The organism is Ralstonia insidiosa, assembly GCF_008801405.1.
Lineage (GTDB): Bacteria > Pseudomonadota > Gammaproteobacteria > Burkholderiales > Burkholderiaceae > Ralstonia > Ralstonia insidiosa.
This window is the reverse complement of sequence record NZ_VZPV01000001.1, coordinates 45,269-59,278: the sequence shown is the minus strand read 5'-3', so window position 1 is coordinate 59,278 and position 14,010 is coordinate 45,269. Positions and strand designations below refer to the sequence as shown.

General features: G+C 60.9%; 13 protein-coding genes, 1 tRNA gene and 2 pseudogenes. 7 read left to right on the top strand and 9 right to left on the bottom strand.

What is annotated here, in order from left to right:
* Positions 1-71: 71 nt before the first annotated feature.
* Together F7R11_RS00275 and F7R11_RS27205 are read right to left on the bottom strand one after the other, a co-directional pair.
* Positions 72-1,043 (bottom strand): DUF932 domain-containing protein, encoded by a 972-nt coding sequence (locus tag F7R11_RS00275; protein WP_104577698.1) that lies wholly within the window; start codon positions 1,041-1,043, stop codon positions 72-74.
* Between the two features lie 128 nt (positions 1,044-1,171).
* A complete protein-coding gene (locus tag F7R11_RS27205; RefSeq protein WP_238500910.1) occupies positions 1,172-1,924 on the bottom strand; it encodes a complement resistance protein TraT in 753 nt (250 codons plus the stop codon).
* A 520-nt stretch (positions 1,925-2,444) separates the two neighbouring features.
* Between F7R11_RS27205 and F7R11_RS00265 the strand changes: the two genes are divergently transcribed.
* The 3 genes from F7R11_RS00265 to F7R11_RS00255 are packed head-to-tail and all read left to right on the top strand — an operon-like array spanning position 2,445 to position 3,711.
* Positions 2,445-2,654 (top strand): hypothetical protein, encoded by a 210-nt coding sequence (locus F7R11_RS00265; RefSeq protein ID WP_104577629.1) that lies wholly within the window; start codon positions 2,445-2,447, stop codon positions 2,652-2,654.
* Positions 2,655-2,671: 17 nt separating this feature from the next.
* A complete protein-coding gene (locus tag F7R11_RS00260) occupies positions 2,672-3,331 on the top strand; it encodes a PIN domain-containing protein (RefSeq protein ID WP_104577628.1) in 660 nt (219 codons plus the stop codon).
* Entirely contained in the window at positions 3,331-3,711 is a 381-nt protein-coding gene (locus F7R11_RS00255) for a hypothetical protein (RefSeq protein WP_104577627.1), read from the top strand. The genes F7R11_RS00260 and F7R11_RS00255 overlap by 1 nt, the downstream gene beginning before the upstream one ends.
* A gap of 404 nt (positions 3,712-4,115) precedes the next feature.
* Here the strand turns inward: F7R11_RS00255 and istB are convergent.
* The 3 genes and pseudogenes from istB to F7R11_RS00240 all read right to left on the bottom strand — a co-directional run.
* A pseudogene (istB, locus tag F7R11_RS00250) lies at positions 4,116-4,361 on the bottom strand (IS21-like element ISRso19 family helper ATPase IstB); the annotation flags it as partial.
* 41 nt (positions 4,362-4,402) lie between these two features.
* Complete coding sequence (locus F7R11_RS00245; protein ID WP_104577626.1) at positions 4,403-5,758, bottom strand: HNH endonuclease; 1,356 nt, start codon at positions 5,756-5,758, stop codon at positions 4,403-4,405.
* On the bottom strand, positions 5,759-6,673 hold the full coding sequence (locus F7R11_RS00240) for a DNA adenine methylase (protein WP_170288725.1): 915 nt from the start codon (positions 6,671-6,673) through the stop codon (positions 5,759-5,761).
* 77 nt (positions 6,674-6,750) lie between these two features.
* Between F7R11_RS00240 and F7R11_RS00235 the strand changes: the two genes are divergently transcribed.
* Positions 6,751-8,088, top strand: coding sequence for a site-specific DNA-methyltransferase (locus F7R11_RS00235; protein ID WP_104577625.1), 1,338 nt, complete (start codon positions 6,751-6,753; stop codon positions 8,086-8,088).
* Between the two features lie 93 nt (positions 8,089-8,181).
* Here the strand turns inward: F7R11_RS00235 and F7R11_RS27200 are convergent.
* A pseudogene (locus F7R11_RS27200) lies at positions 8,182-8,466 on the bottom strand (preprotein translocase); the annotation flags it as partial.
* Positions 8,467-8,606: 140 nt separating this feature from the next.
* Positions 8,607-8,682, bottom strand: a tRNA-Arg gene (locus F7R11_RS00225).
* 365 nt (positions 8,683-9,047) lie between these two features.
* Here F7R11_RS00225 and F7R11_RS00220 point away from each other — a divergent pair.
* The gene (locus F7R11_RS00220; protein WP_064805527.1) at positions 9,048-9,932 is read left to right on the top strand and encodes a c-type cytochrome; all 885 of its coding nucleotides are present in this window, start codon (positions 9,048-9,050) and stop codon (positions 9,930-9,932) included.
* 172 nt (positions 9,933-10,104) lie between these two features.
* Positions 10,105-10,527: a surface-adhesin E family protein gene (locus tag F7R11_RS00215; RefSeq protein WP_064806475.1), complete on the top strand. Its 423-nt coding sequence runs from the start codon at positions 10,105-10,107 to the stop codon at positions 10,525-10,527.
* Positions 10,528-10,537: 10 nt separating this feature from the next.
* Here F7R11_RS00215 and F7R11_RS00210 read toward each other — a convergent pair whose 3' ends face one another.
* The gene (locus tag F7R11_RS00210) at positions 10,538-11,611 is read right to left on the bottom strand and encodes a hypothetical protein (RefSeq protein ID WP_064805525.1); all 1,074 of its coding nucleotides are present in this window, start codon (positions 11,609-11,611) and stop codon (positions 10,538-10,540) included.
* Positions 11,608-12,708 carry a hypothetical protein gene (locus tag F7R11_RS00205; RefSeq protein WP_064805523.1) on the bottom strand — a complete coding sequence of 367 codons (1,101 nt, stop codon included), beginning with the start codon at positions 12,706-12,708 and terminating at the stop codon, positions 11,608-11,610. The genes F7R11_RS00210 and F7R11_RS00205 overlap by 4 nt, the downstream gene beginning before the upstream one ends.
* Before the next feature lie 444 nt (positions 12,709-13,152).
* On the opposite strand from F7R11_RS00205, the gene F7R11_RS00200 reads away from it, so the two are divergent.
* Complete coding sequence (locus tag F7R11_RS00200; RefSeq protein ID WP_064805521.1) at positions 13,153-13,974, top strand: MerR family transcriptional regulator; 822 nt, start codon at positions 13,153-13,155, stop codon at positions 13,972-13,974.
* The last annotated feature ends 36 nt before the right edge of the window (positions 13,975-14,010 follow it).

Below are 14,010 nucleotides of genomic sequence, written 5' to 3'. Positions count from 1 at the left end.
AGAAAGAAACAAGGCCCGGTGAGCGAACTCGACCGGGCCGGAAGATTGAGAAAGGGAAATGCAGAGGGCCGCTATGCCACAAGCCGGATGGCCTCATCCCACGCCTTCTGCTTGAGCGCTGCCCCGGTGCCAAACCACGACGAATCTCGGCGGTGGTCATCACTGCGGGCCTGCCGACGGTGGTCGACAAATTCTGTAATCGAGTTGAGCAGACCCCAGGCCGTACCGGAAGCCGACGGCAGATTGGCGCCCATGCCGCGCCCTGCGTAGAGTTGCCCGACCGCCTTGATGGCGCGCTCGTTGACGACTGGCGCGGCGCGATCGACCGCGTTGGTGCTCGGATAGGTCAGCACTCGTCGGAAGAATGCGTCCGCCGCCGAGTCGGTGACCTTGCATTCGGCCAACGCTTTCGTGCGAACCATAAAGGCATCCCAAGAAGAGACCGCGATGCCGAGTTGGCGCTTGACCGCCTGGGCATCGAACTGGCTGCGATGCGGCACTTTGACGGCACCGGTGCTCTCACCCAAGGCAATCTGCAATGTGTTGTTGCATACCACGCGGATCGTTGTGTGTGCGGCGGTCGTCGCAAGTGTTCCGTCACATGCGGAGGCCAGGAGCAGGTAGCCATTCACGACATCCTTTCCCTTGAGCGTGCTGGACTGGCCGGTCTTGGCGAGTGCCCAGAACTTGCGACCTTCCTTGAGCACACCAGCTGTTTCCAGCTCGAAGCCGCCCACTTCGGTCAGGTCCCGGTAGAAGTCTAGGACCTCCAACGGCTGCACAACCTGATAGCGGGCAGAGACGACTGACAGCGGTGCCTTGGTGTCCGAGCGATAGAGGACTTTCTGATCGGGGAAGGCGTGGATGGCGCCAATACTGGAACCAGCGTTGCCCGCGACAAAGCGGACTTCGGACGACTCAATGCGCCAGTTCATACCTGTGCGTTCGGCCCACACCTCTACGGGTTGGTTCGGCGCGAGCTTGTTGCCAAGACCGTGCCAGGGTTGCTGGCCTACGTAGGCCATGGTTTGGACGAGATGCATGGTGAATTCCTTGTAGACAGATCGATCCGGCATAGAGCCCGGCTGCTGCCGGGCAGTGGCGGATCGTTTGAGCGGAGGGAAAGAGGACGGAAGGAAAAACAGTGGCCGACCTGACGCACAATGCGTGGTCAGTCCGGCGAGACGCTAAAGGCGTGGCCGCAGGCAAGACAGAGATGGTTGTCGAGCACGTTGTCGTCGATGGCAGCACCGACAACAGAACCAGCAGCACAACCGGCGGCGCTACCGACCAGTCCCGCGATCACTGCACCGGCCAGGCCGCCGAAGACTGTGCCCGCAGGCCCAGCAAACGAGCCGACTAAGGCACCAGTCTCCGCACCAGCCAACGCGGCAGTCATTGCGCCCGTTGCGCCCGCCACGCTGCCGATGGTGCTTCCAGCCTTGCGGGCCAAGTTGCGGGTATCGATCCGAGAGGACAGACAGCGCGGACAGCGAACCTGTTCAACTGCCGTGGAGGTTGTTGAGTTGCCTGCGGCGATAGAGGATGCCGGCCGTACCTCTTCTTCTAGCGCGTCCTGAAAAGAAGCCCACGCCTCGCGCAAATCGTGTGCCGGTTTGCGAACGTCTTCAGTGGTTGGCTCGCGTGCATTGCGAAACGCTGGTATCGCAGTTCCACTCCGGTTTGCTAGCTGTCCATCGTGGACCGCCTGAACTGCGTGCTCTGGATAGGGCGCCATCGATTCCCACTCATCGCCGTGCGGATCGAATGAACTGGGATTGGTGCGCCAACTGGCTTCAGACGGGCGGGTTGGCGGTTGTCGGAGCTTGTCTTTGCGAAATTTCCACCAGCGCACACCTACTGAGAAGAGGACGACAACGACGAGCAGACTGACCACGGGTGTGGTCAAGGAAGTGGCAGTCACGGAATCTCCCGAGCTAACGCACGTGCGGGATTGCACGAGCGGAGCAGAGCGAATGCCTGCTCGGGATTGTTATATGTAGTTCAAATATTCTGGAATCACGCTACGCGAATGAGACGTGTATGGGCCCATATTGCGCGTTCTTCCGTCTAGAGGTAACGAGGCGACAGATGACGGTCGAGGTGGGTGATGGCCTCATAGAGAACTACCCTGATCGAGTTAATCCCTCTCTTCAGTGGCGGAGTGGTATGCGTAACCGATACCATCCAAAAAGGGCGGGGATATAGATCATGGGTGGTGCGATTGCTGTTCCAGTCGTTGTTGCCGAAGAGTCGATCAACGCGTGGGTTATGCAGGTAGGCAAATCGTGGAAGGCTCGCGCTATGTTCCGTGCCCACGAAGTTAAGGGGCGCGGTCCATCGCATTCTGCTGCCGCGGCGGGCTGGCGTGACAGTGCCAACCTTGCGGCAAACGAATAGGGAAACGCCGGCTGTGCTGGCACTACGAAACGGAGTTTTGTGGAATGAAAGAAGTCAGATTGACGAACCAGGATCACAAGAGGATGGATGCGTTCCTTGAAAGAGTCCTGGACGCATACAAAGCTGGAGAAATTACGCGAGATGACGCCGTGGGAGGCTTGGCCCATGTGATGGCTGCGCTCGACAATGGCAACACTGGTGAGGCTGTCTCGTGGTTTAACCAGAAGGGTGTCACGTTCTTCAAGCAGCCGTAGTCACAGCGGAAAAAACAATGAAATCCCCCATCTGTGTGTATGTCGACAACTCGAACATTTTTCACGAGGGTCAGCGATTCGCCAGCGAGGTCAAAGGTGAGGATCGCTATGCGTTCCGCATTCATTTCGCGCGTTTCATTGATCTCATTACTGGTTCGCAAGCCGCGAACGAGATTGTTTGGGGCGGCAGTACACCGCCAACGACTGACGACGTTTGGCGACGGCTTAGTGAGCGGGGAATCAAGCCAGTTCTGATCCCGAGAGCTGATTCCGGGGAGAACGAAACGGTTGACCACATCGTTCAGTTGCAGATGTACCGCCACTCACGCAAGTATCGCGAGACACCAGGCACGATGGTAGTTTGCACCGGAGACGGAAAGGGCTACGACAACGAGGAAGGATTTCTTTTCGACGTGGAGGGTTTTGTCAAGGAAGGATGGCAGCTCCAGGTCGTAAGTTGGACCCATTCCTGCAGCGCCCGGTTGAAGCAGTTTGCAGAAAAAACAGGCAAGTTCATCGCCCTTGAAGACCACTATGCCGATGTGACCTTCCAGGAGGGGGGACGCCGCCCAGGCCAACGTCAAGACAGCAGGCCGCGCAGTGACGGCCTGGAGACAGCTCTTGCGGCACAGTTGAAGGCGGCTCTCGGGAAACAGGAAACGACAGGGAAAGGGTGATGGAGCGAACACCGGACATTAAGGTTGAAGAAGTGTTGCCACTGCAGGAGCCCGTCGCACCTGCGAGCAAGGAAAAGGATGATCCGTTCGGCCTCGCCCGCGCTGCTGAGAGTTTTCGACATGGTTTCGTTGATTCGACCAGCGTTCGCGAACGTGAGAAGACCCTGCGCGAAGCAAACGTGCATCAGCAGAAAATGCTGGAACTGGAGCACGCTGAAGCGGAGCGGAAGAGAACGTTTCGCTCGAACTGGATCATTGCTGGAGGCTTCTGTCTCTTCCAGGCGCTGATTGCTGCGTACGGCTTCAAGACGAACAACGTCAGCTATATCCTTGCAGCGGCAAACGGCGTCGGTGCCTTTTTTGTCAGTCGCAAGTTCTGATAGATCAGAAAACGCATGGCATCAAGCTCCCACTTTCCTTACCGTATTCCCTTCGGGATGGCCGTTATTGTGACGGCGGCCATCGGGGTTCGGGCGGTGTACCTGCGGTTCGCAGAAGAACTCACTCCACCGCCGGAACCTACACAGGTCGAGAAGCTGGTGGCTAAACTTGCCTTACGAGCTGAATGCGATCCTTATCGCGCCAAGTTGTTAGCCCAAGCCGGTGCAAGCCCGACCGCTGGTGCCGCCCAGTACGCGATAGCCGAGACATGGATGGGCGCTAGTCGGGCCGGCTGTATCGCAAAATGAATACTCGGGGATTGGCAACGGAGGAGAACATGAGCATGCGTTCATGGCTGCTTGCAATAGCACTCGTCTGCTTGCTGGGTGTTCCATTGACCGGGTGTCAGCGTCTGGTCGTCGGCGAAGGCGGTGGCCCACTGCGTGAACGGCAGGTTGCTGGTCAACACGATGGCACCGCGCTCGTAGCGCTTGGCGACGACGTTGAAGAACAGGTCAGCCTCTTCTCGGCCGAACGGCAGGTAGCCGATTTCGTCGATGACCAGCAGCCTCGGCCCGATGACCGCGCGGTTGAAGAACTCCCGCAAGCGGTTCTGTTGACGCGCCGTCGCCAGTTGCATCATCAGGTCAGGGAAAACGCCTCGACGGACGATTCAACGACGTAGAAGGGTCAGCTAGACGGAGCGACAAGCGCCCGACGTCGTTGAAGGTATGTGGGTCGCGGAGCCTCAGCCGTTGGATGTGCCAATTTTTTTCCGTCGTACGGCTTAAGCAGGCTTCGAAGCACCTGGTCGTCTCCAACCCTGAGCCAATCGATTCGAATAGTGAGGTCGTCCTCGATCAGTAGGTGCCCCTTCTCAAATGCGCGGTCCATCAGTAGTGAGAGGCAAATCCCATTAGAAGGATCGAGTCGAATATTCTGGTCTTCACTCCACGGGACTATGTGCGAGGCTACAAGAAAGTCTTTGGTCCCAATTCCCGTAATCGCACATCGGTAGCCGTAGTTGGATTTGACTGCATTGGCGAATGCCCTCTGCGCACTCCCACGCGTCTTGAGGGTTGCGCTTGAGTCCGCAACGCTATAGTTCTTATCCTCAATCTGCTCCCGAAACGCTTCGACTTCACCGGGATCTAGCTCAGCAGCTTCCGCAGCAACATCCCCTTGTGGGGCCGCGGGGTACCGTGCGTCGAGCGTTTCGAGAAACACGCTAACCGATGTTGCGAGTTTTTCTGAGAGAGGTGCGGGAAGTATCCACGCGTTGTGATTCTGAGAGGGATCGAAAAATAGCCCGTACCCGGGGCGGCGAAGATAGGCGGCCAGTTCGCGACCTGCGTCGACGTCCAGATTGTCTAGCACCGCATTAGGGGTGTCTGAAGACTCTAACCTTGAAAGGGCTTGCTTGACTGCAGCACTTGGGACAGAGCCTCCGCTAGCGAAAGTTTCCCATGCAAGCGCTGAGCTTTGCGATGTTTGGGCAGCGAGAGCCTGAACGAGTGATGGCGCGATGCTGAGTTCGGCCCACGCATATGCGGAGCTTGGGTTGCTCAAATACGCACGCAGATGCAACGTAGTTGGCTCATCATGGAGCTTGATTGCCATCAGGTATGGCTGGCCGGCGCCCCGGCTCGCAAGCATTGCCAATTCGTTCTCAGCCGCATCGAAGTCGATCTGTGTTGGGTCGCCTGGAATCGTCTCCGCAGTGGACTCGCTTGGAGAAAGCGACATCTTCCATGCTTTTGGAGCACCTAGACTGGTTTCCCATTTGAGATGCGGGCGATCCGCTGAGTTGAATACGAGTGTGCCTAGTGTCGTTCCTGCTGGCCACTTATAGGTAAGCGGTACGGACCCTTCTTCGCCCACAGTTACTGGGAAGAGGCGCGCCACAGCGTCTAGGAATGTTTTTTTCTTGGAAAGCTGAATGTAGTCCTTCGTATACTTTGTGTTGTCCAACCGCCCGTAGGTTGCGCGATGCGCTGACGGGCCATAGTAAATAACGAGTACCCATTCGACAGGTTGTGCGGCCATTCAAACTTTCCCGATGATGATCGCTTCCGGCGATCGGTGCGCCTCAACCTCCCGTCGACTCTGTGCAGCTAGTGAGCGGTGGGTTGTAAACCGAACGATTTCGGCGTCCGGAAAGAGGGAACGAACCGATTCCGCATCGCGATTGGACATCACCCATCGCACACCACGCCGAGACAGTTCCGCGCAGGTTTCCGCAAGCGCAATGAGATCTGACATCTCAAACGTCTTCGCTGTGTATTTGTTGAATTTCGCGGTTGGTTCTTTCTCGACGTCCGGGCGTGAGAATACAGGCAAGTATGGTGGATCAAGGTAGACGAAATCTCCGCGCGTAGCGCTGTCAAGTACGACGCGGAAGTCAGCGGCAACAATATCTGCTCTCGCCAAAACATCACCGATGGACTTCATGGTGATGTCATCAATGTCCTTGAAACGACGGTCGCCCCACGGCACATTCATGGCCCCGGTTCGAGAATTTTCCCGCCACAGGTGGTTCCACGAAACACCGTTCAAGTAAAGAAAGCGTGCAGCCTTCTCCACGGAGCATGAGGGTGTTGTGGTTGAGCGGACTTCGTAGTAGAACTCTTTCGAGTCGTTTTTCAGATACCAGTCCAGCAGCGGCCGAAGTTCCGATTGGTGGTCTCTCATTGCGACCCAAGCCGCGATGAGGTGCTCATTGAGATCAGCAAGATGCGCGCGGCCGGATACGCGAGCAGCGCACGCGAGAAAGACGGCGCCCCCACCAAGAAATGGCTCGTAGTAGTTCTTGATGCTAGCGGGTACGTGCGGGAGGATGCGGGGGAGCAGCCGTGACTTGCCGCCTACCCACCTGATGAAAGGCTTGATCGGTTTGGTGTCGGTCGTAGTCGCATACTGTGCGTCGGACAGCATGTCCAATGACAATGTGGCCAGCGTCATGTCTCTTGCTCTGTCAATTTGCGTGCCAATGACGCATAATACAAGGTTGTTCGCGACTTTCCCAGCCTCGGGTTCATATGTCTAACATTCAACTCATTTGGCCGAACAAGGATCTGCTGCTGAAGGCATCGGGGGAGACGGGCTACGAGTGGGTACAACCGGCCGATTCTCGATTGCTCAAGCCGCTCAAGTTTGAAACGCTCACCGCGCACTCGTCGAGTGTACGCACGAACGTACTAGCTATCGGCGATGGATTGGACGTTCTTGAGGCGCTAACGGCGCAAACGGGCGTCCTAGATGATGGGATTCGCCTCGTGTACATTGATCCGCCGTTCAATACTCAGGTGAACTTCCGTCAGTACAACGACACCATGCAGCGTTCGATGTGGCTCAGCATGATGCGTGACCGCCTTGCTGCGCTGCGCCCGCTCCTCGCAGACGATGCAAGCATCTGGGTGCACCTTGACGATAGTGAAGTGCACCGTGCTCGCGTCGTGATGGATGAAATTTTCGGCGAGAGTGCATTTGTTGCTTCAGTCGTGTGGCAAAAAAAGACAACCCGCGACTCCAGAGCGGCCTTCTCGTCAAACCACGACACAATTTTGGTGTACGCCCCGAGCGGTCCGAGGAGGTGGAAGACCTCACGGAATCTGCTAGCCAAAGACGATGCGCAATTGCAAAACCGAGACGATGACCCGCGCGGCCCCTGGTCCGACGCGCCCTTCACTGCGCCCGGTTATCGCAAAGCGCAACAGTACGACATCGTTACGCCGACGGGGCAAGTGCTCCGTCCCCCGCGGGGTCGCTCTTGGTACGCTACCGAACAAACGTATCGTGACCTGCTTGCTGATGATCGAATCTGGTTTCCCAAGGGAGGCGATGGTTCACCGCGCTTGAAACTGTTTGCGCATCAACTCAGAGGACTCGTGCCGTTTACTGTGTGGGGCGCTGCAGACACGGGAACGAATGACGATGCGAAGCGGCACCTGCTGATGATGTTCCCAGAGCAAGAGGTGTTCGACACTCCGAAACCTGAATCACTACTGGAACGAATCATTCACATTGCAACCAATCCGGGTGAACTGGTGGTCGACATATTTGGCGGCAGCGGAACGACCGCAGCCGTTGCGCACAAAATGCGACGTCGATGGGTGGTTGCTGAGCGTAGTACCCAGACTGTGCTCGATTTTTTACTGCCGAGGTTGCAGCGTGTAATTGATGGCAATGACCCGGGCGGCGTCACTGAGGTCACAACTTGGGGCGGTGGAGGGGATTTCGAGATTGTCCATGTATCGCCGCGATTTGGGGCGCTGGCAAGGCAGTTTCGGCCCGAGGTTCTCAGGCGGCGTCTTGCAACATTGGAAGAAGCTCGCGCGCTGTTGGTGCCCAAAGAGAAGCGATCGGTCGCGGCCTGATAGCGAGGAGAGCTCGAGTTCCTTGGCATCCAGGTACCAGACCTGTCGATGGATTCTTTTTTCGCTGGTCGGATGGCCTATTGGGCCGGTAGGCTGGAGCGAGATTTCAGCTTGCTCCAACATCCAGACTTCGATCTTATCGTGCCACATCCGGAGCATGTCGAGCGGTCGGCGCCGATAGTGCTTCTCAGCCAGCGCCGACGGCTTGTGCCCTTGGATCTGTGCCACCACGCCAACCGGGACTTCAACCCATTCCGACAGTGTGCCAAAAGAGCGCCGTAGGCCGTGCCGCGTGAGATGCGGTAGTCCAGCGGCTTCGAGTGCCTTGGTATGAGAGCTGCGCGGTTCGGCAATCTTGCTGGCTTCTGATGTCTGGCTGGGCCAGAGGCGCTGGCACGAAACGCAAGATCAGGAAGGGCCAATGCGCGGTCGTCACCCTGATCGGCCCTCATGCGGCCCTAGCATACTCGTGTATCGCGTCTACAAATGCAGAACGGGGCCGAAACCCTTATTGGACTTGGCGCGCCCGGCTGGGATCGAACCAGCAACCCCTGCCTTCGGAGGGCAGTACTCTATCCATTGAGCTACGGGCGCATATCGGCACAGAACGCGCCGAAAGATAAGCCCCGCAGGATAACGTATTTGCGTTCAGGCGTCCATCGCAGCCAGGTCGCGACGCCCCGCGCAATACCGTTTCCAGCGGTTTTTGACGCAGGTCGAAAAGCGCTGCCTAGGGCTCTCCCGCGTGTCAAACGGCTTGGCATTGCGGATATAATCGCCCGTCATTTGCCAGAAAAACAAGCGGGGACAGGTCTGTTCGGGCCAATGGGGCACGACCCAAGGTCTTCCTGCCCTCATTGCGGCCCCACGGGGCCTCACGCACTGCCGGCGATGCTTACGACTCGTGCCGGTGGCGCTCTGAGGCTTCAAGAGCGGTTCCACCATCCTGAGAGTTGAGCATGAGCGACGCGCAGCACGACGAACACGAGCCCCTGATCAAGACCCCCAAGCAGTTGATCATCGCGGTGATCGCCGCCTTTGCCGTTCCCATCCTCATCATCATCCTGCTGGCCAATTACGTTGGCATGGGCGTCAAGGAAGGCGCCGGCAGCTCGGGCATGTCCGAAGAGGCCGTCAACGACCGCATCAAGCCCGTTGCGCAGCTCGACCTGAAAGACCCGAACGCGCCGCGCGTCTTCAAGACCGGCGAGCAGCTCTACAAGGAAGTCTGCGCGACCTGCCATGCCGCTGGCGTGGCCGGTGCACCCAAGTTTGGGGATGCGGCCAGTTGGGGCCCGCGCCTGTCGCAAGGCCTGGACGGCCTGACCAAGGTTGCGCTGGCCGGCAAGGGCGGGATGCCCGCGCGCGGCGGCACGTCGCCTGACGACGTGAGCGACTACGAAATCGAACGCGCCATCGTCTACATGGCCAACTCCGGCGGCGGCAAGCTGCAGGAGCCGGCTGCACCGGCAGGTGGCACCGCTGCAACGGCGGCTGCCCCGGCACCGGAAGCCGCGGCACCGGCAGCAACACCCGCTGCCGCAGCAGCACCGGCTGCTGCGCCGGCCGCTCCGGCTGCCGCCGCTGCACCGCAGGCTTCGACGGGCGACGTCGGCAAGAAGGTTTACGACTCGACCTGCCAGATGTGCCACGCAGCAGGTGTGGCCGGCGCACCCAAGTTTGGCGACAAGGCTGCCTGGGCCCCGCGCATTGCCGAAGGCAAGGCCAAGATGTACGACATCGCGCTGCACGGCAAGGGCGCGATGCCGCCCAAGGGCACCTACGCCGGCTCCGACGACGACGTGAAGGCCGCCGTCGACTACATGGCCGCTGCAGCCAAGTAAGTCGTCACTCTCGTTTCACGAAGAAGCCCGCCACGCGCGGGCTTTTTTGTTGCCTGCCAAAGCAGGCGCCCCGTGGCGTGCCGATTGCTCACCTATGCTGGAAGTGCGGGGCCTGGTGCCGCCAGGCGGTATCGCTTCGCGCGCGCCCAGGTTGACGCAAACGGAGGTTGCCATGCGAAGGGATCGAAGGGTATTGGCCGATTGCTACTGGGCGGCGTTCGCCCTGTTGCTCTGCAGCGCGACTGCCATGGCGGCCGACAACTGGGTCAAGCTGACCCCGCTGGCCGACAACGCCGGCACGCTCTACCTCGACAAAGATTCCATCGAGCGCAACAACGACGGCACCGTGCGAGCCACCTCGCGCGATGCCTATGACACGCCGCGCAAACTCGCCGATGGCGAACCGTACCAATACGATTCACGCACGTCGGTCTACGACTGCACGAACGAGCGCGTCCTGCCGGTCAGCGCACTGATCCAGGACAGCCAGCACAGCACCATCCTCTCCAAGAATATCGACAACCCCCGCTGGGAGCCCGTCGCACCGAGCACGGAAGGTGAGGCGGTGCTGCGCGCGGTCTGCCTGCTGAAGTAGGCGCGCTGCGTTATTGCACGGCCGCTGCCGGCGCCAGGTCGACGCGCAGCGTGCCGTCCGCATCCATGCGGGTGGTGCCGCGCGCGGCGGCCTCGCGGTAGTGGTACAGGTCAAAGCGCAGCGGCCCGCGCGTGGAGGTGTCGGTGACGAGCACGCGGCTGTTGGTCACCAGCACGTTGTACATCTTCAGGTCACCCGACTGGATCCAGATGCGGCTGCTGGCGTCGGTCGGGGCCGGCGCGCACATCGACGGCGCCGGGCCGAAGCCGAGCACCAGGCCATCGGGTGTGACGCGCGCGGTCTGCATTTGGCCGAGCAGGCGCGGCGGCGGGAACACCGTGGTCTGGTCCAGCACCATCGCGTTGCCATCCAGCTTGGCGCCACCACGATCGAGCGGTGCCAACTGCGACAACTCCAGCCCCATCCCCTTGAGCATCGCCAGCGTCTGGACGCCCATGACACGCGCTTCGCTCGGTGTGTAGACGAGGTAGCGCGATTCCTTGAGCTGGAGGGTGCCACGCATGCCAAACGGCATCCACACGCCCGGAAAGTGGTTGCGCAACTTGAGCCCACCCGACACGTCGAGCACGCCGTCACCCGGCGTGAGCGACAGCGCGTTGAGCGAGCGCGGCGCGTAGTCCAGCAGGTACGTGTTGAACAGCGCATCGAGCGACGCCTTGGGCACCGTCACTTCGCCGCCGAGGATGCGGATGTCGAACTGGCTCGGATCGTCCATGTCGACGGGCTGGCCGGGCGTGTGCGGTACGAGCTGCGCGGTGAGTTGATGCACGTGAAAGCCGATGTCACCGGTGATGCGGAAATCGACATCGCGCATCTGCACGACGGGGGGCGCGGAGCGGGAGTCGCGCACCGCAATGGCGCCGTTGGCATTGGCTGCACCGGAGGTCGGCTGGCAACGCTGGGCCCATTGCTGGCGCACCGTGCTGAGTTCCTTGCGCTGGGCGCTGGCCATGGGCGGCTCGGCCGCGCGCGCGAGCGTACTGCCCAGCAGACCGGCGAACCCCAGCGCCAGCAACGCCAGGCGCAACGTGAGGGCAGCAAGAGCGATGGCGGGGGCGATCATGGCGCGGTCCTCTTGGCGAGTTGCATGACGGGTTTGGCGGAGGCGGCCGCTGGTTTGCCTGCGCGGGCCACGGCGAGCGTATCGAATGACGGCATCAGCACGCGAATGCCGCCGTCCGGCGAAAAGCGCAGTGAACCGGCAACGAGCTGATCCCGATAGCGGTACAGGTTGAACACGAAGGGCTTGGCCGGATCGGCAACGACGATGTCGATGCGCGCGTTCATCGGCATCGAGCGCAGGAAGCGGATGTCGCCGCCGCGAAAGAGGATGTACGGGCGCTGTGCATCGGCTGCGTTGGCCAGGGGCGGCATCTGCGGGTTGCCATCGCCGATCTGCATGACGAGCCCATCGCGCGTGACGCGGATGGCGGAGACCTTCAGATCCAGCGCCGGCGGTGGAAACAGCTTGGGCACCTGCATGACGATGTCGCTGCCGGTGAGCTGCACGGCCGGCGTGGACACCGGCAGCAGATCGGCCAGTTCGATATGCGCGGCGCCCATCAGCGCACCGGCGTCCTGGCCTTGCACCTTGACCACGTTGGGGCGGAACACGATGGTTTGCGGATCGCGCAGCACCAACGGGCCACGCAGTTCGATCGGCACCCAGGCGCCGCGGCGGCGCATCTCGGCGCGCATGTCGAGCGTGCCGTCGTCCAGGGTGAAGCTGAAGCGCCGCAGCGGTGGGTCGCTGCCTTGCCCGCGCGCGAACACCACCGTGTTGAACAGCGCCGCCATGCTGTCGGCGCTCACGCGCACCGTGCCGCTCACAGGCTGCAGCGTGTACGACGACACATCGTCGAGCCAGACCGGATCGCCCGGCTGGCGCGGCACCATGCGCAGCGCGAGCTGATCGACCAGGAAGCCGACGCCGCCGTCGAAGCGGAAATCCACGTGGCGCAGGTACGAGATGGCATCCGACTGGCCGGAGTCGCGCAGCGTGGTCGGGCGGACTTCGCGTGTGGCGAGATTGCCGGCCTGGAATGGCGCACGTGCCTGCTGGCGGGCGTCTTCCAGTTGCTTGGCCTTGGCCGCTTCGATACCGCCGTGGCCGTCACCGGCGCTGGCGCAGCTCTGCAGCAACAGCGCCGCACACACCATGCCCGCCGCCCGAGATGCCCAACCTGAAGACCGACGATGCTCTGCAAGAACGTGTCTTGGCGCCCACGTGTATGTCCGGCTGGTTTGGCCGTGCCCTGCCCTATGCGGCGCCTTGAATTTCTGTTGCAAGGAGGAAAAAAGAAGGGGAACTGTCTGAGCGCAGCGAGTTTTCCCCTTCTCCTCCTTGCGACATAAATTCAAGGAGTCTGTCGCCGCATCGGGCGCGCCTTTCTTTGCTTCCTTTCTTTGGCAAGACAAAGAAAGGGAGTCGGCCCCGGCAGGGGACGAAACGGGGGATGCACCCTCAGTACTAACGGACCGACAGACGCGCACGCAACACAAGATCAAGTCCCACATCGACGGTCTCCTCGTCGTGAGAAAAGCACCGGAACCGTCCGGCAACCCGGCGCGGCTATGTTGCCGCGCTCGTGTAGAATTTTTTGCATGCCTGCCCGCAAACCAACCGGCGATGCCGGTCCGCCTGCTGCTCCACCCGTCCGCGAATTCACCATTGATGAACTCGCGCGCGCGGCCGAGACCACTGTCCGCAACGTCCGCTCGTACCAGGACCGCGGGCTGATCGATCCGCCTGAGCGGCGCGGGCGCGTGGGCATCTACACGCAGGCGCATCTCGGGCGGCTCAAGCTCATCAACCACCTGCTGGCACGCGGCTACACGCTCGCCAACATCCAGGAACTGCTCAAGGCCATCGTCGAGGGCCATGACCTGCGCTCCATCCTCGGGCTCGAATCCGCCATCAGCAGCCCGTGGTCGGATGAGCAGCCCAAGCATTTCTCCCTGTTGGCGCTGGCCAAGCTGTTCGGCCGCTCCATGTCGCGCCAGGCGCTGGCCCGTGCCATCTCGCTCGGCATGCTGCAGCCCGATGGCCTGGGCTATCTGGCCCGCAGCCCCAAGGCATTGCTGGCCGGCGCGCAAATGGCGAAAGCCGGTTTCCCGTTGGTTGAAGTGCTCGACATCCTCGAGCGGGCCCGTCCGCACACGCAGGCCGTGGCCGACGATCTCGTCTCCATGGTCGTGCGCGAGCTCGACAAGTACGGCGAAGGCCAACTGCCGCCGGTCGAAGACGTGCCACGCCTGGTCGACGTGATCTGGCGCATCCGCCCGCTGGCGCTGGTGGCAGTCGAGGCCGAGCTGATGCGTGCGCTCGAGATCGCTGCCAACAAGTACCTGGGCGACCGCGTGGCGCAGGTCATCGAGCACCTGCACGAGCCGCCGGGCCAGCCGCCCGCGTCGGACAAGGCTTAATGTCTCCGGCGCGCCCATGCGTGGGGCGCGCTCTCT